This is a genomic window from Candidatus Seongchinamella marina (assembly GCF_026262685.1).
GTDB lineage: Bacteria > Pseudomonadota > Gammaproteobacteria > Pseudomonadales > Halieaceae > Halioglobus > Halioglobus marinus.
The window spans coordinates 318,103-338,776 of sequence record NZ_SHNP01000003.1; the positions used below are offsets into that span (position 1 = coordinate 318,103).

Annotated in this window: 17 protein-coding genes and 1 other RNA gene; 11 read left to right on the forward strand and 7 right to left on the reverse strand. The window is 54.4% G+C overall.

Going from position 1 to position 20,674, the window contains the following annotated elements; translation table 11 throughout:
* The first annotated feature begins 30 nt into the window (after positions 1-30).
* From EYC87_RS09885 to hemE, 6 genes are all read left to right on the forward strand, one after another.
* Entirely contained in the window at positions 31-2,109 is a 2,079-nt protein-coding gene (locus EYC87_RS09885) for a type IV pilus secretin PilQ (RefSeq protein WP_279252988.1), read from the forward strand.
* Positions 2,109-2,624: a shikimate kinase AroK gene (gene aroK, locus EYC87_RS09890; protein ID WP_083793589.1), complete on the forward strand. Its 516-nt coding sequence runs from the start codon at positions 2,109-2,111 to the stop codon at positions 2,622-2,624. The genes EYC87_RS09885 and aroK overlap by 1 nt, the downstream gene beginning before the upstream one ends.
* A gap of 65 nt (positions 2,625-2,689) precedes the next feature.
* Positions 2,690-3,769, forward strand: coding sequence for a 3-dehydroquinate synthase (aroB, locus tag EYC87_RS09895; RefSeq protein ID WP_279252989.1), 1,080 nt, complete (start codon positions 2,690-2,692; stop codon positions 3,767-3,769).
* 140 nt (positions 3,770-3,909) lie between these two features.
* Complete coding sequence (gene gltB / locus EYC87_RS09900) at positions 3,910-8,352, forward strand: glutamate synthase large subunit (RefSeq protein ID WP_279252722.1); 4,443 nt, start codon at positions 3,910-3,912, stop codon at positions 8,350-8,352.
* Between the two features lie 19 nt (positions 8,353-8,371).
* Positions 8,372-9,793, forward strand: coding sequence for an FAD-dependent oxidoreductase (locus EYC87_RS09905; protein WP_279252723.1), 1,422 nt, complete (start codon positions 8,372-8,374; stop codon positions 9,791-9,793).
* Between the two features lie 37 nt (positions 9,794-9,830).
* On the forward strand, positions 9,831-10,901 hold the full coding sequence (gene hemE, locus EYC87_RS09910; RefSeq protein WP_279252724.1) for a uroporphyrinogen decarboxylase: 1,071 nt from the start codon (positions 9,831-9,833) through the stop codon (positions 10,899-10,901).
* A 54-nt stretch (positions 10,902-10,955) separates the two neighbouring features.
* On the opposite strand, the gene cysE is transcribed toward hemE, so the two are convergent.
* Together cysE and trmB are read right to left on the reverse strand one after the other, a co-directional pair.
* Positions 10,956-11,765, reverse strand: a complete 810-nt coding sequence (cysE, locus tag EYC87_RS09915; protein ID WP_279252725.1) for a serine O-acetyltransferase — start codon at positions 11,763-11,765, stop codon at positions 10,956-10,958.
* Between the two features lie 50 nt (positions 11,766-11,815).
* Positions 11,816-12,544 (reverse strand): tRNA (guanine(46)-N(7))-methyltransferase TrmB, encoded by a 729-nt coding sequence (gene trmB / locus EYC87_RS09920; protein ID WP_279252726.1) that lies wholly within the window; start codon positions 12,542-12,544, stop codon positions 11,816-11,818.
* Between the two features lie 33 nt (positions 12,545-12,577).
* On the opposite strand from trmB, the gene EYC87_RS09925 reads away from it, so the two are divergent.
* The gene (locus EYC87_RS09925; protein WP_007229990.1) at positions 12,578-13,306 is read left to right on the forward strand and encodes an acyltransferase; all 729 of its coding nucleotides are present in this window, start codon (positions 12,578-12,580) and stop codon (positions 13,304-13,306) included.
* Here the strand turns inward: EYC87_RS09925 and rpiA are convergent.
* A complete protein-coding gene (gene rpiA, locus EYC87_RS09930; RefSeq protein WP_279252727.1) occupies positions 13,303-13,980 on the reverse strand; it encodes a ribose-5-phosphate isomerase RpiA in 678 nt (225 codons plus the stop codon). The two genes, EYC87_RS09925 and rpiA, sit on opposite strands and share 4 nt — an antisense overlap.
* Positions 13,981-14,125: 145 nt before the next feature.
* Here rpiA and ilvA point away from each other — a divergent pair, with 145 nt between their 5' ends.
* Positions 14,126-15,658 carry a threonine ammonia-lyase, biosynthetic gene (gene ilvA / locus EYC87_RS09935; RefSeq protein WP_279252728.1) on the forward strand — a complete coding sequence of 511 codons (1,533 nt, stop codon included), beginning with the start codon at positions 14,126-14,128 and terminating at the stop codon, positions 15,656-15,658.
* 319 nt (positions 15,659-15,977) lie between these two features.
* Here ilvA and EYC87_RS09940 read toward each other — a convergent pair whose 3' ends face one another.
* The 4 genes from EYC87_RS09940 to EYC87_RS09955 all read right to left on the reverse strand — a co-directional run bounded on the left by EYC87_RS09940 (position 15,978) and on the right by EYC87_RS09955 (position 17,337).
* Complete coding sequence (locus tag EYC87_RS09940) at positions 15,978-16,556, reverse strand: 5-formyltetrahydrofolate cyclo-ligase (RefSeq protein ID WP_279252990.1); 579 nt, start codon at positions 16,554-16,556, stop codon at positions 15,978-15,980.
* An 11-nt stretch (positions 16,557-16,567) separates the two neighbouring features.
* A non-coding RNA gene (gene ssrS, locus EYC87_RS09945) (6S RNA) lies at positions 16,568-16,747 on the reverse strand.
* 67 nt (positions 16,748-16,814) lie between these two features.
* Complete coding sequence (locus EYC87_RS09950; protein ID WP_279252729.1) at positions 16,815-17,132, reverse strand: cell division protein ZapA; 318 nt, start codon at positions 17,130-17,132, stop codon at positions 16,815-16,817.
* A 4-nt stretch (positions 17,133-17,136) separates the two neighbouring features.
* Positions 17,137-17,337, reverse strand: a complete 201-nt coding sequence (locus EYC87_RS09955) for a TIGR02449 family protein (RefSeq protein ID WP_007230874.1) — start codon at positions 17,335-17,337, stop codon at positions 17,137-17,139.
* A gap of 162 nt (positions 17,338-17,499) precedes the next feature.
* Between EYC87_RS09955 and EYC87_RS09960 the strand changes: the two genes are divergently transcribed.
* The 3 genes from EYC87_RS09960 to ubiH are packed head-to-tail and all read left to right on the forward strand — an operon-like array spanning position 17,500 to position 20,673.
* Entirely contained in the window at positions 17,500-18,072 is a 573-nt protein-coding gene (locus EYC87_RS09960) for a UPF0149 family protein (protein ID WP_279252730.1), read from the forward strand.
* 46 nt (positions 18,073-18,118) lie between these two features.
* On the forward strand, positions 18,119-19,438 hold the full coding sequence (pepP, locus tag EYC87_RS09965; RefSeq protein WP_007230858.1) for a Xaa-Pro aminopeptidase: 1,320 nt from the start codon (positions 18,119-18,121) through the stop codon (positions 19,436-19,438).
* Positions 19,435-20,673, forward strand: coding sequence for a 2-octaprenyl-6-methoxyphenyl hydroxylase (ubiH, locus tag EYC87_RS09970; protein WP_279252731.1), 1,239 nt, complete (start codon positions 19,435-19,437; stop codon positions 20,671-20,673). The genes pepP and ubiH overlap by 4 nt, the downstream gene beginning before the upstream one ends.
* Position 20,674 lies beyond the last annotated feature (1 nt).

Genomic DNA, 20,674 nt, shown 5'->3' on the forward strand with positions numbered 1-20,674 from the left:
AGGAAAGGAACGTTGAATTTGGGTAAATGGATGCGCCCTCTTGTCGGGCTCACGTTAGGTGTTTGGGCTTTTGCCGTTCAGGCTGAACCCACGATTACCGACATTGAATTTAGCTCTCGTCCCGGCAGCAAGTTTGAAGTGAGGCTGGACTTCGATCAAACGCCGCCAGATATGAAAGCCTATACCATTGAAAAGCCAGCTCGCATCGCCGTTGATTTTCCTGGAACTGCCAGTGGTCTTGATCAAAAGCGTTACTCGCTTTCCTACGGAAATGCGACCGGTGTAGTCGTTCTGGAATCAGGTGATCGCACACGCATGGTAGTGAACCTGGTGAAGCTGGTGCCCTATGAAACGCGTGTAGAGGGCAACAGTCTGTTTCTCGTCGTGGGTCAGGACGGCACTGATTATGTGAAAGCGACATCAGACCCCAACCGCCTCAAAACTGAAGTAAGCCCGGTTATCGATGTTGTATCAGAAATTAGCGACTTGCAGTTCCAGCGTACTGGCAATGGAGAGGGCCGCTTGACGCTAGAGCTGACCGACCCTTCAGTGGATGTCAACGTGTTCAGTGAGGCTGGAGATATCAAGGTCCAATTCCTTGACACCAATGTTCCAGAGCGCCTAATGCGGCGTTATGACGTAACGGATTTTGCGACACCCGTTGATAGTGTTGATGTGAACACTACTGAGCGTGGCGCCACCCTGACAATGAAGACCACGGGTGATTTTGATTACCTCGCTTACCAGACGAATAACCAGTACGTGTTAAGCGTGAAGCCCCTCAGTGCCAAGGAAATGGAAAAACGTAAAAACGAGTTTTCTTACGTCGGTGATCGAATTTCGCTCAACTTCCAGGATATTGAGGTCAGGGCGGTACTGCAGTTGATCGCTGATTTTACCGAGCTCAATCTGGTCGCCAGCGACACAGTGTCTGGTCGTATTACATTAAGATTGCAGAACGTACCGTGGGATCAGGCGCTGGAATTGGTATTGAAGACCAAGGGTCTGGACAAGCGTCAGATTGGCAATGTGTTAATGGTCGCGCCTGCCGCCGAAATCGCCGAGCGCGAGCGTCAGGAAATTGAATCTAACAAGCAAATCGCCGAGCTGGCACCCTTACAGTCTGAGTTCGTTCGAATTCGCTATGCGCAGGCACAGCAAATTGTTGGACTTTTCCAGGCAGGCTCGGAAGACGGCGGCAGTTTGATTTCCCAGCGCGGGTCAGTCGTCGTAGATGCAAGGACTAACTCCTTGATAATTACCGATACTGCGGCAAAACTTGCAGAAATTCGCGAGCTCATTGAGCAGGTAGATATCCCGGTGCGTCAGGTGATGATCGAATCGCGCATTGTTATTGCCCAGTCTGACCTGACCCATAGTCTCGGTATCGAATGGGGTGGCGGCTACATCGATGATGTGAACGGCAATATACTTTCGGCCTCTGGTGATTCGCAAAACGTCATAGGTCTTAACAATTCTATTATCAACGGCGAGACTCCTTCGCTGAGTTATCCAGGCGCTCTGCTGGTCGACCTTGGCGTCGCCAGCACCAGCGGTTTCGCCCTTGGCTTTACTAGTAATGACCTGTTCCTCACTGCAGAGATATCCGCACTGGAGGCTGCGGGTCAAGGTGAGGTGGTTTCTCAGCCAAAAGTGATTACTGGAGACAAGCAACAGGCGACCATCAAGTCAGGTACTGAAATCCCTTATCAGGAAGCGGCTGCTTCCGGAGCGACTTCTACGTCGTTTAAAGAAGCTGTGCTGGAGTTGGAGGTAACCCCGAACATTACTCCTGATGACCGGGTGATGCTGGACCTTAACGTCAAGCAAGATTCTGTCGGCGATTTGGTGCCCAGTGGCCGTGGTGGCTTTATTCCATCTATTGATACCACCGAAATTACGACCCAGGTGCTGGTGGGTAACGGCGAAACGGTAGTGCTGGGCGGTGTCTTCAAAACTGAAGACTTGGAAACAGTTAACAAGGTTCCCTTCTTTGGCGACATCCCCTACGTGGGTGCATTTTTCCGCAGTGAGACGCGCAATAACACCAAAACTGAGACGCTGATCTTTATTACTCCGCGGATTTTAGCTGACACCTTGCTCGACTAATGCCCGCACTTCACCGCGTTTTTCTAGTCGGCCCCATGGGGGCCGGCAAAACAACTATTGGCAAGTACCTTGCTGATCACCTGAAACTGCAGTTTGCTGATACCGATTCGGAGATCGAGTCTCGCACCGGTGCTGATATTCCCTGGATATTTGATGTTGAAGGTGAAGAGGGGTTTCGCGAACGCGAGCAACAGGTGGTAGGAGAAATGACCCTCTGGGACAATATCGTTCTTGCTACCGGCGGGGGCGTGGTTTTACGTCCGGAAAATCGCAATGCACTTGGTGGTCGAGGCTTCGTCATATATCTTTACGCCACAGTGGACGAGCAGGTTCGGCGCACCCGGCGAGATAGAAAGCGGCCGCTGCTACAGAAGGGTGACCCCGAGGAAACGCTGCGTACGCTCATGGAAGCTCGTGACCCCCTGTATCGCGAGATTGCAGATCACGTGATTGAGACAGACGGTTGCAGTCCGCGTACTGTGGCGCAGCGATTAGTCCGCGAGTTGACCTCGTAAAGACCCACCCCGGGCAGTATCATAGGCATCCCTGAATAGTTGAGGACGCCAACGTGTCACTACTCATGCATACCTTGCATGTGGAGCTGGGAGAACGCAGCTACCCCATCTACATTGGCCGTGATTTATTGAATGACCCGCAGTTGCTCGGTGCACATTTGACTGGCTCACAGGTCGTAGTTGTCACCAACGAGACGGTGTCGCCCCTCTATCTTGATCGGCTACTGGCCATCCTGGGCGAACGCGCTCTGGTCACAGAGGTCATCCTCCCCGACGGTGAACAGTTCAAAAACCTTGAAACCCTGAACCAGATTTTTGATCGCATGATGCACGATCGACACAACCGAAGCACCACTATGATTGCCCTGGGTGGGGGAGTAGTCGGCGATATCACGGGCTTTGCGGCCGCCTGTTATCAACGAGGCGTTAATTTTATACAGGTGCCGACGACCTTGCTGTCTCAGGTTGATTCGTCCGTGGGCGGAAAAACAGCGGTCAATCATCCCTTGGGAAAGAATATGATTGGCGCGTTTTACCAGCCGCAGGCTGTGTTAATCGATATCAACACTTTGCATACCTTGTCTCCCCGGGAGTTTGCTGCCGGCCTTGCTGAGGTGGTTAAGTACGGCCTGATTTGTGACCTGCCGTTTTACCGTTGGTTACAGGAACAAACGCCCAGACTCCTGGCCCGGGAAGAGGCGGCGCTGGCAGAGGCCATTGAACGCAGTTGCTCCAGCAAAGCTGCGGTCGTGGCGGCAGACGAGCGAGAAGGGGCGCTCAGGGCTATCCTTAATTTGGGGCATACGTTTGGACACGCAATCGAAACTGCCCAGGGTTATGGCAAGTGGCTGCACGGTGAGGCTGTTGCCGTCGGAATGCTGATGGCGATGGAGCTATCAGCCCGCAGAGGCTGGATTGAGCCGGCAGAGGTGGTGGCGTTCCGCGACTTGTTGCGGGTCATTAATTTACCTGTGGCTCCGCCTGCGGACATGACGCCGGGCCAGTACCTCGATTTGATGGGCAGGGATAAAAAAGTAATCGATGGCCGTTTGCGCCTGGTATTGCTCAGGGGCATGGGCGAAGCCTGTATTGTTGACGACGCCACTGAAGAAGAACTGGTTAGTTTGCTAGAGACTTTTCGATAGCCCGATCTGGTTTAATATTTCTGAGTTTGTCGCTCACAGCGCATCTGTGTAAAATGACCTCCCCCTTTTGACCCATCCCTGTTTTTTGGGCTGGGCCTCCGGTGTAACTGTTTGTTTCTACTAGACATTCTGGATTGACTATGAGCACAGGCCTGTATAGACCTGAAGAATTTCGCGACAATTGTGGCTTTGGGCTGATTGCCCACACGTCCGGTGATGCCAGTCATCGCCTGCTGCAAACGGCGATTGAATCCTTGACCTGCATGACCCACCGCGGCGGTATTGCTGCTGATGGCAAAACCGGCGATGGCTGTGGCTTGTTAATGCAGATGCCTGCCTCCTTCATGCGCACACTCGGTAAAGAGTGTTTTGGCGCTGACCTGAACGACTCGTTTGCCGTCGGGCAGATGTTTCTCAGCAAGGATTCAGCGCGAGCGTCTGCCGCGAGAACTGCGACAGAAACTGCACTTACAGATCAGGGCCTTACCGTGCTGGGTTGGCGTGAAGTGCCCACAGATGACGCCGTTTGCGGTGAGATCGCTCTGCAAACACTGCCGCAGATAGAACAGGTTTTTATTGATGCCCCCGGCCTCACCGAAACCGAGCTGTCTACCCGGTTGTTCGTGGCGCGGCGTAAGGCCGAAATCGCCTGCGAGGGCGATGAGGATTACTACATTTGCAGTCTGTCGGGGCGGGTGATCTCTTACAAGGGCCTGGTGATGCCCGTAGACTTGCCAAAGTTTTACCTGGACTTGGCAGATGAGCGTCTGGAAACGGCTATCTGTGTGTTCCATCAGCGGTTCTCAACCAACACCATGCCCCGCTGGCCGCTGGCCCAGCCATTCCGCCTGCTGGCCCACAACGGCGAAATTAATACGATTGAGGGAAACCGTAACTGGGCGGAGGCACGCACCCCGGGCTTTGAAAGCGAGTTGCTACCCAATATCAAGGAAATCGCTCCCCTGGTGAACCGGACGGGCTCCGATTCCTCCAGCATGGATAACATGCTCGACATGCTGCTGACCGGCGGTGTCGATATGGCGAGGGCTCTGCGCATGCTGATTCCCCCTGCCTGGCAGAATATGGAGTTGATGGATCCTGACCTTAAGGCTTTTTATGAATACCACTCCATGCACATGGAGCCCTGGGATGGACCCGCGGGCATTGTGCTCACCGACGGCCGCTACGCCGTCTGCTTGCTGGACCGCAATGGGTTGCGGCCGGCACGTTGGGTAAAAACCAAGGACGGCTTCATCACCCTGGCCTCTGAAATCGGCACCTATGACTACAAGCCCGAGGATGTGGTCGCCAAGGGGCGGGTTGGCCCGGGTCAGATGATTATGGTGGATACCCACACCGGTGAAGTGCTGCAAACTGAGGAAATTGACGACCGTCTCAAGTCCCGACAGCCATACAAGCGGTGGCTGAAGGAAAAGGCCCAGCGGATCGAGGGCACCTTCGGCAGCGAGATGATTTCAGGTATCGAACGTGAGCAACTCGATGCCTACATGAAAATGTTCCAGGTGAGTTCAGAGGAACGCGACCAGGTGTTGCGTCCGCTGGCTGAGTCTGGCAACGAGGCGGTTGGCTCCATGGGGGACGATACGCCCATGGCCGTGCTATCACGGCGCGAGCGCTCGCTGTACGATTATTTTCGGCAGAAATTTGCGCAGGTAACCAATCCGCCTATAGACCCGCTGCGGGAAACTATTGTCATGTCCCTGGAGACAGATCTGGGCGGTGAGAAAAACCTGTTCCACGAAGGACCAGAGCATGCCGACCGGGTCATCCTGAGTTCGCCGGTATTATCTCAGGGCAAGTTTACCAGCTTGATGCAACTCGATCGCGTTGGTTTTTGCGTGAGCAAAATTGACTGCACTTACGCTGCCCAGGAGATGAATTTACAGCAGGCGATTGCGGCAGTGACAAATGCTGCAGAGCAGGCGGTGAACGATGGCGCGACTATCCTGGTGTTGTCTGACCGATCTATAGAGAAGGGCCGTTTGCCGGTGCATAGCCTGCTTGCTGCTGGCGCTGTTCACCACCACCTGATTAAGCAGGGCTTGCGCGCCGATGCCAATATCGTGGTGGAAACGGCGAGTGCGCGCGACTCCCACCAAATCGCCTGCCTGCTGGGCTTTGGCGCTACCGCTGTTTATCCCTACCTTGCATATTCCGTATTGGAAGAGTTGATCCGCTGCGGCGAAGTATTGGGAGAACCCAGCATTTGTTACAAGAACTATCGCAAGGGTATCAACAAAGGCCTGTTGAAAATCATGTCCAAAATGGGCATTTCCGCCGTCAGCTCCTATCGCGGAGCTCAGCTGTTTGAAGCCGTGGGCTTGGCCCGAGAAGTGGTGGATACTGCTTTTTGTGGAGTCGCCTCGCGCATTGAAGGCAGTGGTTTTGCTGAACTTGAAAAAGAGCAAAGCACCTTGTCCTCCAGAGCCTGGACACCTCGCAAAGGTATAGAGCAGGGAGGGTTGCTCAAGTACGTCCACGGCCAGGAGTATCATGCATTTAATCCCGACGTGGTAACGACTCTGCAGCAAGCGGTTGCCAGTGGTGACTACGCCGACTATCAGCGCTATGCGGCGTTGGTCAACGAAAGACCCGTGGCCACATTGCGCGACCTGCTAAAGCCGGTGGGTAGCGCAACCGCCATTAGCCTGGACGAAGTGGAGCCAGTGGAAAGTATTCTTCCGCGCTTTGATTCAGCCGGTATGTCCCTGGGCGCCCTCAGTCCGGAAGCACATGAAGCGCTCGCTGCCGCGATGAACCGCATGGGTGCCCGCTCCAATTCAGGAGAAGGCGGAGAAGATTCGGTGCGTTTTGGCACTGAGCGCATGTCCAAGATCAAGCAGATTGCCTCTGGTCGTTTTGGCGTCACCCCACACTACCTGGTCAATGCTGAAGTACTCCAGATTAAGGTGGCTCAGGGCGCCAAGCCAGGGGAAGGCGGGCAGTTGCCCGGCGGCAAGGTTAATGACCTGATAGCGCGACTGCGCTACTCGGTTCCGGGAGTTACCCTGATTTCACCGCCTCCCCATCACGATATTTACTCCATTGAGGATCTGGCCCAGTTGATTTTTGATCTGAAGCAGGTCAATCCAAAGGCGCTGGTATCTGTGAAGTTGGTATCCGAGCCCGGTGTCGGCACAATTGCAGCGGGTGTGGCCAAGGCCTATGCGGACCTTATTACCATCTCCGGTTATGACGGTGGTACCGCGGCCAGCCCGCTTACCTCAATACGCTATGCAGGCTCTCCGTTCGAACTGGGGCTGGCAGAAGTGCAACAAACGTTACGCGGCAATAATTTGCGCGGCTCCATTCGCCTGCAGGCGGATGGCGGCCTCAAGACGGGACTAGACGTGATCAAAGCGGCTATTCTCGGCGCCGAGAGCTTTGGTTTTGGCACCGCACCCATGGTTGCGCTGGGCTGTAAATACCTGCGTATTTGCCATCTCAATAATTGCGCCACCGGTGTGGCTACCCAGCATCAGAAGCTGCGTGACGACCATTTCAACGGTACGGTGGAAATGGTGATGAACTACTTCAACTTCGTTGCCACTGAAACTCGTGAGTGGTTAGCAAGGCTCGGCGTAGCCTCGCTGGAAGAGCTCATCGGTCGCACCGATCTGCTGGAGGCTTTGCCAGGAGATACTGACAAGCAATCTCGTCTGGATCTGGCGCCTATTCTTCACAAAGACGACAGCTCTGAAGGCCAGCCGGAGTTTTGCCAGGTGGCGTCCAACGATCCCTTCGATAAGGGGGAGAAAGCCGAGGAAATGGTTGCGGCTACTCTCGCCGCCATTGAATCTCGCTCGGGCGGGGAATTTGAATTTGATGTGTGCAATTGCGATCGGTCGATTGGTGCGCGCCTCTCTGGCGAGATCGCCAGGCGCTACGGCAACACGGGTATGGATGAAAATCCACTGGTATTGCGACTTACCGGTACCGCCGGGCAGAGCTTCGGTGTGTGGAATGCCGGCGGCCTTAATATGTACCTCGAAGGTGATTCCAATGACTATGTCGGCAAGGGAATGGCCGGCGGCAAGCTGGTGATTTATCCGCCCAGAGCCAGTGAATTCAAGTCGCAGGACACTACCATTATTGGTAACACTTGCCTGTACGGTGCTACCGGCGGTCGCCTCTATGCTGCGGGTATTGCCGGTGAACGTTTTGCGGTGCGCAATTCTGGCGCACATGCCGTAGTTGAGGGCGCTGGAGATCACTGCTGTGAGTATATGACCGGTGGTAACATCACCGTGCTTGGGCCTACGGGGGTGAACTTTGGTGCTGGCATGACAGGTGGCTTTGCCTACGTGCTGGATATGGACCGCACATTCATCGACAAGTACAACAGTGAATTGGTAGAAATTCATCGGGTTAGCTCCGAGTACATGGAGCCCTACCGCAACCACTTGCGAGGCAACATTCGCGAATATGTTGAGGAGACCGGTTCTGAGTGGGGCGCGTACCTGCTTGAAAACTTTGTAGATTACGTTGGCAAGTTTTGGCTGGTTAAGCCCAAGGCGGCAGAGTTCGATCGCCTGCTGTCACGTTTGCGCAATACCGACTAATGCGGGACAGGAGTAGATTATGAGCAATCGTCTGGCAAACAATTTCCAGTTTATCGATGTCGGTCGCAACGACCCCGACAAGAAGTCACTGCAGTCGCGCAAGGGCGACTACGTGGAAATTTACCAGCCGTTCACTAAAGACCAGGTGGCGGAACAATCCCATCGCTGTCTTGAGTGCGGCAACCCTTATTGCGAGTGGAAATGCCCGGTACATAACTTCATCCCTAATTGGCTGAAGTTGGTATCGGAAGGCAATTTGTTTGAGGCGGCTGAACTGAGTCACCAGACCAACACTCTGCCAGAGGTTTGTGGCCGCGTATGCCCGCAGGATCGCCTTTGTGAGGGAGCCTGTACTCTTAATGACGGTTTTGGTGCGGTTACAATCGGATCTTCCGAGAAATACATTACCGATACAGCCCTGGCCATGGGTTGGCGGCCTGATCTTTCTAACGTGGTCCAAACGGAAAAGAGGGTCGCAATTATCGGTGCGGGCCCAGCCGGATTGGGGTGCGCTGACATCCTTACTCGCAATGGCGTTAAGCCGGTGGTCTATGACAAGTACCCGGAAATTGGCGGCTTGCTGACTTTTGGTATTCCCGAGTTCAAGTTGGAAAAGCAGGTGATGATGCGTCGCCGGGAAGTGTTCGAGGGCATGGGGATTGAGTTTCGCCTGAATACCCAGGTCGGCAAAGATGTTCATATCAGCGAGTTGCTGGACCAATACGATGCGGTCTTTATGGGCATGGGTACTTACACTTATATGAAAGGTAATTTTCCGGGTGAGGATCTCCCCGGGGTTTATGAGGCATTGCCTTTCCTGGTAGGTAACGTGAACTACAACCTGGGCTTCGAGCAGGATCCAGAGCAGTACGTAAACCTCAAGGGCAAACGTGTGATTGTGCTTGGAGGCGGCGACACCGCGATGGATTGCGTCCGCACAGCAGTGCGCCAGGGTGCCGACAAGGTGATTTGCGCTTATCGCCGTGACGAAGAAAATATGCCCGGCTCTCGTCGCGAAGTTACCAATGCGCGCGAGGAAGGCGTGGAATTCCTGTTCAACCGCCAGCCTGTAGAAGTAGTGGAGTACTTTGGCCAGGCTTGTGGCATCAAAGTTGTGGAAACTGAGTTGAGTGAGGCCGGTGTCGATGGCCGTCGTCGTCCCCAGCCTATCGCCGGTAGTGAGCAAGTGCTGGAGGCCGACGCGGTTATTATCGCCTTTGGCTTTCAGCCCAGTCCGCCGGCCTGGCTGGAAGAGGTAGAGGTCCAGACCAACGACTGGAAGGGCGTAATCGCAGAGGAAGAACAGGCTTTCAAGTTCCAGACTAGTAACCCGAAAATTTTTGCTGGCGGCGATATGGTCCGTGGCTCAGATTTGGTTGTTACAGCGATCTGGGAAGGTCGTCAGGCGGCTGAGGGTATTCTTGACTACCTGGACGTTTAGCCGGCGTCACCGAAGAAACATTTAACACGAGGCAACAATGACTGAGCTCAAGAACGACCGCTTTCTTCGCGCTTTGCAGCGACAACCTGTGGATCAAACGCCAATCTGGATGATGCGCCAGGCGGGCCGTTATCTGCCTGAGTACCGGGCGACTCGTCAACAGGCGGGATCCTTTCTCGATTTGTGTAAAAACGCAGAACTCGCCTGCGAGGTCACAATGCAGCCTTTGCGTCGCTACCCTATGGATGCCGCGATCCTGTTTTCGGATATCCTGACGGTGCCGGATGCACTGGGTCTGGGTTTGTATTTTGAAGAGGGAGAAGGTCCCAGGTTCCACAAGACGGTTCGCAGTGAGGCCGACCTGGCCGGGCTCAATAGCATCAAGGCAGATGATGATCTGGGCTACGTGATGAACGCAGTGCGCACTATTCGCACAGAGCTTAATGGCCTGGTGCCGCTGATCGGTTTTACCGGCAGTCCGTGGACGCTGGCCACTTATATGGTGGAGGGTGGTTCCTCCAAGGATTTCGCCCAGGTGAAGGCCATGGCTTATGACAAGCCGGAGTTGATGCATAACCTGCTATCGCTGTTAGCGGACGCAGTAGCCGATTACCTGGCTGCACAAATTCGTGCAGGTGCCCAGGCGGTGCAAATTTTTGACACTTGGGGTGGCAGTTTGTCTGCAGCCGCCTATCAGGAATTTTCACTCAAATACATGCAGCAGATAATCGCCAGACTGCAGGCTGACCCGGCGACCCGGGCAGTGCCAGTTATTGTCTTTACCAAGGGCGGTGGCCAGTGGCTGAATGCAATTGCCGATTGCGGCGCCCAGGGCGTTGGCATTGACTGGACGACAGAGATCGGAGCAGCCAGGGCCCAGATAGGAAACAGGGTCGCGCTGCAGGGCAACATGGACCCCTCCATGTTATACGCTTCACCAGCGCGCATCCGCGAAGAGGTGGCCTCAATTCTTGCAGGCTACGGTCACGGTAGTGGCCACGTGTTTAATCTGGGCCATGGCATTACCCCTGGAGTCAATCCCGATCATGTCACTGCGTTTGTAGATGCCGTGCGGGAGTTCTCACCACAATATCACCAGGGCGTTTAACGCAGCTTCCTCAGTACTAATAAGTTAGACGGCATTACTGCGTTTAGGCTATGCCTAACCCTCTACGTCGCCGCTGTCGCAGAAGAAATCGTGATTCATATCCAGGGCGGGAGCATTGGTCGCCGGGCGGCCTACTACTTTTGCCGGAACACCTGCAACCGTAGTATGTGGGGGTACGTCTTCCAGAACTACGCTGCCGGCTCCAACCTTGGCGCCATCGCCAACACAAATATTCCCCAGAATTTTCGCTCCGGCGCTGATGAGTACGCCATCACCAATCTTGGGATGCCGGTCACCGTCCTGCTTTCCCGTTCCTCCGAGTGTGACCGATTGCAGGATGGAAACGTTATTACCAACGACAGCAGTTTCCCCTATGACCAACCCTGTGGCGTGGTCCAGCATGATGCCCTGGCCCATTTTTGCGGCCGGGTGAATGTCGACACCAAATTCTACAGAGATTCGATTCTGGAAAAACAGGCCCATAGACTTTCGATTGTTGTGCCACAGCCAGTGCGCAATGCGGTGGCTTTGTAATGCATGAAAGCCTTTGAAGTAGAGGAATGGAATATACAATTCGTGGCTGGCCGAATCGCGTTCTACTACCGCTAACAGGTCGGCGCGAATGGCTTCGCGGATTGCATCGTCGGCTCGCATGGCCTGCAGCATGACCTCGCGCAATAACAGTGAGGTTACGGTGGGGCTATCTAACTGGCTGGCGAGATGGAAGCTCAGGGCGCATTCCAGGGAATCATGGTTGAGAATTGTTGAATGCAGAAAACTCGCCAGCACAGCTTCTTCCTGCGCGTGCTTCTCAGTCTCTGTACGAATCCGGTCCCAGACCAGGTCAGGCTTAGTTGCAGACATTATGGTTCCTCGCTTTGGACGAGGGACTTTAGCCTATAAACGCGAATCCGTCACGGTGGGGGACTGTGAAAGCGCCACAAAGAGTGACCGCTGAGTCGATACTTTTCCTCGAACAATGTCAGGGATGGTTCGCCTGAAATTTGTGCAACCGTTCCAGGCCTCCCCGTCAGAAACATGGCCACTCCGAACTCTTCCAGGTAGAGCTGCCAGTTGGAACGCACTTCGATTTCGCCGCCCAGTGCCAATAGCGCGGGGAAGCTGCTATGGCCATGAATTCTTCGCTGCAAATGTTTACTTTTGGGCCAGGGATTGGGGTAGAGCAAATAGTGATGTGCCAGCAAGTGACCATTTTGCAACAGTAGTTGCCACAGATCTTCCGCGTTGGCGCGCAGCAGCAGGTAATTGCTGTCGCTGGCTGATATATGCTTGCCCAGTCGGTGAGCGGACTGATCTATGCCAATGACAAAATGGTCAGGGTGGCGGGCAGCCAGTATTGCAGTACTCATTCCCGTACCGCAAAAGGAGTCGAGTACTATGGGCCTCTGGCTATCACCAAGCGCGATCGCCAGTTCCTGATAAGCTGCTTTGGAGTGAGGCGCGACGGGCCTTTGAAACTCAGTATTGAGGTGACGTTGCAGGTTCTGGGCCAGTCGGGGGTGAATCCCAGCCTGATTGCTGGTCACGGGGCGTGAAAATTCAGACTGGTGTGGTTGGGTCATGCAAATCAAAGCCTCGTTCCATTGATGTTCATCACGGGGGTTGCCATCATAGCGCTTCATAATATCTCGAGCACATAGTCTGGAATTGTTTACATGCGAAAAGACCTTCGCCCCTGGTGGCTGAAAAAATTGTACCTGCGTTATCGCTATTGGTACGCGGAGTATTTTTTGCGGCCACAGTGCGAAAGCCTGGGGCCTTATCACACCATTATGAAGCCCTGGTATGTCAACATCTCGGGGAGTAATATCCGCATTGGTCGCTCATTTACAGCTATCGGTGAGCCTATGCACCAGGTGGAAGTGGGTGTCTGGGGCAGGGAGGAGGGGCTAGGCCGCATCGACATTGGCGATTGTGTACTAATGAGCCCGGGCTCGCGAATCAGTGCATCTGATGAGGTGACGATAGGTGATGGCACTATGTTTGCGAATGGCGCCTATGTGACTGATTCTGACTGGCACATGATTTACGATCGCACCGAGCGTGACCCCACGCCCACACCTGTTCACATAGGACGTAACTGTTGGTTGGGGGATGGCTCAGTGGTGCTCAAGGGTGTGACCGTGGGTGAAAACTCGGTGGTAGCTGCGCGTGCAGTCGTAACACGCGACGTACCGCCAAATGTGGTCGTTGCAGGCAACCCAGCAAAAGTGGTGAAGGAACTCGACCCCGAGCGAGGGTTTGTCACTCGCATGGATTACTTTGCCAACCCTGCGGAGCTGGAGCGCTTTTTTGATGCTATCAGCGCAGAAGTGCTGGCTGGCAATAGTTTCTGGCGCTGGCTATGGTCAGTGGTTTATCCGTCTTCCCGAATGAAACGCTAGGCGACTGGATAGAGGGTTTTAACGCCCTCTGCGGTGCCCAATAGCAGCACGTCCGCCGGTTTAAGGGCGAACAGGCCGTTGGTTACCACACCGGTAATGCCATTAATCTTTGCTTCTGTTGCCAGTGGTTGGGGAATCGCGAAGTTGTAAACGTCGAGGATAATATTGCCGTTATCGGTGACCACACCGTCCCGGTAGACAGGATCTCCCCCCAGTTTGACCAGCTCCCGGGCGACATGACTGCGAGCCATTGGCACCACCTCTACCGGCAGTGGGAATTCCCCCAGAGTGTGCACCAGTTTGGACTCATCGGCGATGCAGATAAATTCGCGGGCCACTGCTGTTACTATTTTTTCTCGCGTGAGCGCCGCTCCGCCGCCTTTGATCAGTTGCAGAGCACTGTTGCTCTCGTCTGCCCCGTCGATATAAAAATCCACCTGATCCACCGCATTGAGGTCGTAAACCGGGATGCCATGGGCCTTCAATTGTTCAGCGGAGGCTTCTGAACTGGCGACGGTGGCGTTGATGCTGCCGCGAATTTCCGCCAGACAGTCGATAAACAGGTTGGCGGTGGAGCCGGTGCCAATACCCAGGACAGTATCGTCATCAATCTTTGGGCGCACATAATCCAAAGCAGCCTGGGCCACAGCCTGTTTCAGTTCATCCTGGTTCATTGGCTCGATACTCCTAGTGCGATGGTGGTAGACCAGTATAGGCCAGCGGCCAGTTACCGACAGCATTAATCCGGCATATCAGTGCTGGAAATATTGCCGGGCTCCTTTAACATTGCCGGCTAGTCCCAAAATCTGGAAAAGGCCCATGCCGCAGTCCTATATAAAGCGCATTCTCGACGCCCGTGTTTACGATGTTGCCCGCGAAACCCCGGTAGATCAGGCCGCGCTTATGTCTCGACGTCTTGATAATAGAGTCTGGTTAAAGCGGGAAGACCTGCAGCCCGTGTTCTCGTTCAAGCTGCGCGGCGCTTATAACAAAATGAATTGCTTAAGCGATGAGCAGCGCGCGAAGGGCGTGGTAGCTGCCTCGGCGGGTAATCATGCCCAGGGCCTTGCCATGGCGGCGGATAAAATGAAGGTGAAGGCCATTATTGTCATGCCTCGCACTACACCTCAAATCAAGGTAGACGCGGTGCGAGATAGAGGAGCCAAGGTGATACTTCATGGTGACTCTTATGATGAGGCTGCAGCGCATGCCGCGAAGTTGGTGGAGGAAAAGGGCATGACTTATGTTCATCCTTTTGACGATCCGGATGTAATTGCGGGCCAGGGTACGGTCGGTATGGAGATTGTTCGCCAGCATGAGCAACCGTTGGACGCCATATTTGTGCCGGTTGGCGGCGGCGGGCTGCTGGCAGGAGTGGCTGCTTTTGTAAAATATGTGTGGCCCCAAACCCGTGTCATTGGTGTCGAGCCAGAAGATGCCGCATGCCTGAAGCTCGCGCTGGAAAAAGGCCGCAGAGCCGTGCTGCCAGAGGTGGGTTTGTTCGCTGACGGCTGCGCTGTTGCGCAGGTAGGCAAGGAGACTTTCCGGGTGGTAAAAAACCTGGTGGACGAGGTCATTACCGTTGGCACCGATGAGATGTGTGCTGCTATTAAGGATATTTTCGAAGATACACGCAGTATTGCCGAGCCCGCTGGCGCCCTGGCCCTTGCGGGACTCAAGCATTACGTCGAGCGGGAAGGCGCGCAAGGTCAGGATCTGTTGGCCATAGTGAGTGGTGCCAACACCAATTTTGACCGTCTGCGTTACATCTCTGAGCGCACCGAAATTGGTGAGCAGCGCGAAGCGGTAATCTCAGTCACTATTCCGGAAAAGCCGGGCAGCTTCCGAGCATTTTGCAATGCGCTTGGTCGGCGTAATATCACTGAATTTAACTACCGCTATGCCGATGCCGGCTCAGCTCAGGTGTTTGTGGGTCTTTCGGTCGTGCCCGGGGGGACGGATCTGGCGGAGTTGATGATCAAACTTCAGCAAAAAGGCTATGAAGCGAAAGACCTTACCGATAACGAGGTGGCGAAACTGCATATACGTTACATGGTGGGTGGTCATGCCCCGGGTGGGCTCGATAGTGAGCGCGTTTACCGCGTGGAGTTTCCTGAACGTCCTGGCGCAATGGCCAAGTTTTTATCTGGCCTGGGCCAGCGCTGGAATATTTCAATGTTTCATTACCGTAATCACGGCGCTGCCTATGGTCGAATCCTGGTGGGTGTTCAGGTTCCTGCAAGTGAAAAGCGAGATTTTACCAGGGTGTTGGAGGAGATAGATTATCGCTATTGGGATGAAACCGATAATCTTGCCTATCAACTTTACCTGGGTCAGCGGGAGCAGGACTGAATGTTTAAAAAGATTTAAAAGTGACTTTAATCCTGGCGAGCTATAGACATTTCTCGTTTTTGTGAAATAATCACGAAAGTTAGTAGTTGCTACACCATAATAATAACAGCAAAGGCCTCTAAGAAGAGCCTCGTTCCGACGTGATTATAAGAGAGTAATTTTCATTGAAACGTAAGCCAGACCTGATGCTAGTCCTCTTGGCAATCTTTGGTATGGGGGTAGTGGTCACACTAGTCTTGCCGATGACTGTCAACGACACCGTGGCGGCACCCGCCTCCGAATTACAAGCGGGCGTCATCATTCAAGATTGAGGGTTTGCTCAGCCTTCACCTTGGCACTGGATCAGGCCGTTTTCGGTCGCCACAAAATCCATTCTGATATCCCAGGGCTCAGTAACCAGCGCCTCAACTTTTTGTAGCTCAAGAGCAAGACCCACCTTGATGACGTTTTGTACGCCCGCAAGACTACGGTCGTAATATCCGCCTCCCATGCCAAGCCGGTGCCCCTGCGTGTCCCAGGCCACTAGCGGGAGAAGGATGATGTCCAATTCCGCAGCTGTGCAGGATGTGGTTTGCGGTTCCAGGATGCCATATCGATTGGCCACCAAGGTGGCAGTCTCTGTCCAGGGCGCGAAGCGCAGGCTCTTGTCTTCCTGAATGATGGGTAAATAAGGGGTCTTGCCCGAATGACGTAGCGCTTTTGCGATCTCCGCGGGGTCTGCCTCGCCATCGCTGGCCATATAAAGAGCAATTTTGCTGGCACTGCTCCACTCGAGGAGCGTCTTGACGGAGCGCACAAGCTGTCGCGCTGTGTTAGCCCGGTGCGCCTGAGGCAATGCCCGGCGACGCTGTCGCAGTGCACGACGGAGTTCTAGCTTGGAAGAATTAGGTTTGCTCATGGACAATTAAAAAGATTCCCACCGTACCGCTGACAGGGCTGCCCTTGAACCCGATGGTTCAAGGTGGAGGCACCTGCACTGCATAAGGCTTTCCGGTCAGGCCGGACTTGCACACCAACAGCAACGAGACACCCCCGGGTGTATATTTATCGGCTCGAGGACTGCCTGTCTGGCGCATACGCCAGGAATCGAATTTAAGTATAGCTCAAGCCGGACAGCGAAATCGCTCTTGAATTTCCCCGCTGATTAGGAGTGGGATCAGCCGATTTCCAATTGTCGTAATTGATAGAGGGCGTCATCGAGTTTTCTGTTGAGACCTTCCATCGCACCCGAATTTGGTGCGGGGTCCCCGGTACCACTGTGTTCCGAGGCCTGCAGCAGCTCGTAGCTGATGTTAAGTGCAGCCATTACCGCAATACGTTCCAAGCCGATAACCTTGCCGGTCTCGCGAATGCTGCGCATTTGTTTGTCCAGGTATTTTGCCGAGACAACCAACTCAGACTCTTGCTCTTCCGGGCAGGCGACCTGATAGTCTTTATCAAGGATTTTGACCGTGACGGTATGAGGTTGGTTCACCGAATTACTCCATTGTGCGCAGGCGGTTAATCATGGCTTCCACTTTCGATCGGGCCAATTCGTTTTTATCGATCAGGTCCTGACGCTCGTGCTGCCAGCCAGCGTTCTCTGCTTTGAGCAATTGGTTTTCCCTGTTCAGCTCATTACACAGGTCGATCAACTGGTCGATCTTTTGTGCCAGAGCCTGCAGTTGCTTGTCCGCCATGGAGTTTTACTGGTGTTAGGCTTATAGGAACTTTACTATAAGGGCGCTTCCGATTGAGGTCAACGGAACAAAAGTAATGAAAATCAATGGCCTGCCAAGCTTTGTTAGTTTGGTGTTGTAACTTCAACCCGGTTGCCGGGACGCATCTTTCAGGAAATCGCCATGTTTGATCCATTCGGAGATGAAATCGAGGTCTTTGACATCGATGAATTGGCCAATCATTTACTCGAACAGGGCCTGGAATCGTCGCCCTCCAATTTACACGGTTGCCTCTGCGGGCTGCTTTCCGCCGGGGCCCCGGCGCAGGCAGAAGCGGGGCTTGCGCTGATGAGCCAGGCACTGGAGATCAATTTGCACGGCGAGCTGGCCGGACAGATGCTGCAACTTTACCAGGTGACCGGTGCCGCCCTGGAAGATGAGGAGTTCGACTTTCACCCGTTGCTGCCAGACGACGACGTTGAGATAGATATGCGCACGATTGCCGTTGCCGACTGGGCAAGCGGCTTCCTCACTGGTTTCGCTCAGGTCAACCAGGCTCAGGTCGGGCAGGATAGCAGCGAGATTCTTCGCGACTTTGCTGCGATCGTCGAGGCGGTCGTGGATGAAGATAGCAGCGAGGAAGAAGCGGAGGGCGCCTATATGGAAATTGTTGAATACCTGCGTTTTGCGACTCTCAACATCTTCATGGATAGTCGCGCTGAATCTGGCGATAGAGATCAGCCCTCCGTGCATTAAATCAGCCTATGCTAACCCCGGTTATTTTCTTTATTAGTACTTCAGTATGAAGATAAGCAATAGTGAATACGCTCGTCGCAGGCGCAATTTTATGGTGCTGATGGAGCCAAACAGTATTGCCATCATTCCGTCCGCCGGGGAGCGCCGGCGCAGCAGGGATACGGAGTACCCCTTCAGGCAGGATAGCGATTTTTACTACCTTACCGGGTTTAAAGAACCCGAGTCCGTGCTGGTTTTGATTCCGGGTCGAGATCACGGTGAATATGTCATGTTCTGTCGCGAACGCGACAACACTATGGAGCTTTGGCACGGTAATCGCGCAGGGCCGGATGGTGCGTGCGAACGTTTCGGCGCAGACGACGCATTTCCCGTGGGAGATGTAGACGACATTCTGCCTGGATTGATTGAAGGCAGAGAGCGGGTTTACTACTCTATGGGGCGAAGCTCCAGCTTCGATCGACAGATAATGGATTGGGTCAATAGCATTCGCAGCAAGGAAGCCACTGGCGCCGTTCCGCCTGGCGAATTTACCGACCTGGACCATATGCTTCACGACTTGCGTTTGTTTAAAAGTGCGGCCGAGCAGAAGCTGATGCGGCGGGCGGGAGAGATTACCGCAGGCGCCCACAAACATATCATGCAGCACTGCCGGCCAGGTATGTTTGAGTACCAGCTGGAGGGCGAGTTACAGCATCAATTTATTCGCGGAGGCGCTCGCTATCCGGCCTATTTGAGCATTGTAGGCAGTGGCCGCAATGCCTGTACGCTGCACTACGTGGAAAACAGCGCAAAAATGCGAGATGGAGACCTGGTGCTGGTAGATGCTGGCTGTGAGTTTGAGTACTACGCGGCCGATGTGACGCGTACATTCCCTGTCAACGGTCGTTTCAGCACTGAGCAGAGCGCGATTTACAATATTGTACTGGCAGCCCATGAGGCGGCGATCGCCCAGATCGTTGCCGGCAACCATTGGAACCAACCCCATGATGCCAGCGTCCGGGTTATTACCGCCGGTCTGGTAGACTTGGGCCTGCTGCAGGGTGAAGTAGACGCATTAATCGAGACTCAAGCGTACCGGGACTTTTACATGCATCGGGTCGGTCACTGGCTTGGTCTGGACGTTCATGACGTAGGCGATTATCGCGTGGGTAATGAGTGGCGCCTGCTGGAGGCAGGGATGGTAATGACTGTTGAGCCTGGGATATATATTTCACCTGACAATAATAATGTAGCGCGAAAATGGCGAGGTATCGCCGTGCGTATCGAGGATGACGTGCTGATTACCAAACAGGGGTGCGAGTTACTTTCCGTGGGAGCACCCCGCACGGTCGAGGAGATTGAGTCCACCATGGCTGGCTCGCTATGAGTGCCCAGTTCGATATTGTTATCGCTGGCGGCGGCATGGTGGGCATTAGTCTCGCCCTGTACCTGGGAGAGGTGCTCCCCGCCGAGAAGCGCATTGCGCTGGTAGAGGGCTTTCCTTTTCCCGAGTCCTTACCCGGTCATAAGCCCGAATATCATCCTTCCTTCGACTCTCGCTCCACAGCGTTGAGTTACAGCAGCAAGTTAATATATCAGCGTCTGGGCGTGTGGCAGGACTTGCAGCAGTGGCTTTGCCGCATCCAGAGCATCCATGTCTCCAATCGTGGGCGCTTTGGTAGTACTTTGCTGGAGGCCCAGGAACACGGTTGGCCTGCTCTGGGTTATGTGGTTGAAAATGCCTGGCTGGGCGCCACTCTCGCCCAGGTTCTGCATCGACAGGGCCGAATCGAGCTGATCAGCCCTGCCAGGGTCATTGACGCCCAGCCCAGCGGCGCTGGTGTAACGCTTCGGTTAGAGGGCGCCAGCGATATTGAGCTGCACACTAGTCTGCTGGTTGTAGCCGATGGCGCTTCCTCTGGTCTGCGGAAAAGCCTGGGTGTAGCGGTCAGTGAAAAGCCCTATGGTCAGCACGCTCTGGTAGCCAATGTGGGCTTTGCCCAGGCACATCAGGGCTGCGCCTATGAGCGGTTTACCCGGTGTGGTCCAGTGGCATTATTGCCCTTGCTGGGTGTGAGTGGCGCCAGCAATCGCAGTGCGCTGGTTTGGACCCTGTCCCCGGACGAGGCTGAGCATCTTTTAGAGTGCCCTGATGAAGAGTTCCTGGAAGTGTTGCAAGACCGCTTTGGTTACCGGCTTGGACGCTTGCAGCAGGTGGGGCAAAGGAACGCTTACCCCCTGTCGCTGGTGAAATCTGCCGAGCAGGTCAGACAAGGCGTGGTGGTTATGGGCAATGCTGCTCATGCACTGCACCCGGTAGCGGGGCAGGGCTACAACCTGGCGCTGCGCGATGTGGCAGAATTGGCTCAGGTATTGGCAGATGCCGAAGACAAGGGAGAGACCTATGGAGATTTGTCAGTGCTGCAGCGTTACGAACAGCGCCAGTTGGACGACCAGCAGCGCACCATAGCATTTAGCGACCAGCTGCCTTCACTATTCATGTTAGGCGATCCGGTGATCGGCCTGGCCAGGGATTTGGCGCTGTCTGGTCTGGATCTGGTGCCAGCCCTGAAGCGGAACTTTGTCAATCATGCGGCGGGCGTGGCCGCCATGGGAGAGTAAC

Excerpts from the sequence above, each read along its gene's own strand:
- EYC87_RS09940 (WP_279252990.1), bottom strand. The coding sequence starts at position 16,556 with ATGAGCAAACCTAATTCTTCCAAGCTAGAACTCCGTCGTGCACTGCGA.
- EYC87_RS09885 (WP_279252988.1), top strand. The coding sequence starts at position 31 with ATGCGCCCTCTTGTCGGGCTCACGTTAGGTGTTTGGGCTTTTGCCGTT.
- cysE (WP_279252725.1), bottom strand. The coding sequence starts at position 11,765 with ATGTCTGCAACTAAGCCTGACCTGGTCTGGGACCGGATTCGTACAGAG.
- ilvA (WP_279252728.1), top strand. The coding sequence starts at position 14,126 with ATGCCGCAGTCCTATATAAAGCGCATTCTCGACGCCCGTGTTTACGAT.
- EYC87_RS09955 (WP_007230874.1), bottom strand. The coding sequence starts at position 17,337 with ATGGCGGACAAGCAACTGCAGGCTCTGGCACAAAAGATCGACCAGTTG.
- gltB (WP_279252722.1), top strand. The coding sequence starts at position 3,910 with ATGAGCACAGGCCTGTATAGACCTGAAGAATTTCGCGACAATTGTGGC.
- EYC87_RS09960 (WP_279252730.1), top strand. The coding sequence starts at position 17,500 with ATGTTTGATCCATTCGGAGATGAAATCGAGGTCTTTGACATCGATGAA.
- EYC87_RS09925 (WP_007229990.1), top strand. The coding sequence starts at position 12,578 with ATGCGAAAAGACCTTCGCCCCTGGTGGCTGAAAAAATTGTACCTGCGT.
- trmB (WP_279252726.1), bottom strand. The coding sequence starts at position 12,544 with ATGAAGCGCTATGATGGCAACCCCCGTGATGAACATCAATGGAACGAG.
- aroB (WP_279252989.1), top strand. The coding sequence starts at position 2,690 with ATGCATACCTTGCATGTGGAGCTGGGAGAACGCAGCTACCCCATCTAC.
- rpiA (WP_279252727.1), bottom strand. The coding sequence starts at position 13,980 with ATGAACCAGGATGAACTGAAACAGGCTGTGGCCCAGGCTGCTTTGGAT.
- ubiH (WP_279252731.1), top strand. The coding sequence starts at position 19,435 with ATGAGTGCCCAGTTCGATATTGTTATCGCTGGCGGCGGCATGGTGGGC.
- aroK (WP_083793589.1), top strand. The coding sequence starts at position 2,109 with ATGCCCGCACTTCACCGCGTTTTTCTAGTCGGCCCCATGGGGGCCGGC.
- hemE (WP_279252724.1), top strand. The coding sequence starts at position 9,831 with ATGACTGAGCTCAAGAACGACCGCTTTCTTCGCGCTTTGCAGCGACAA.
- pepP (WP_007230858.1), top strand. The coding sequence starts at position 18,119 with ATGAAGATAAGCAATAGTGAATACGCTCGTCGCAGGCGCAATTTTATG.
- EYC87_RS09905 (WP_279252723.1), top strand. The coding sequence starts at position 8,372 with ATGAGCAATCGTCTGGCAAACAATTTCCAGTTTATCGATGTCGGTCGC.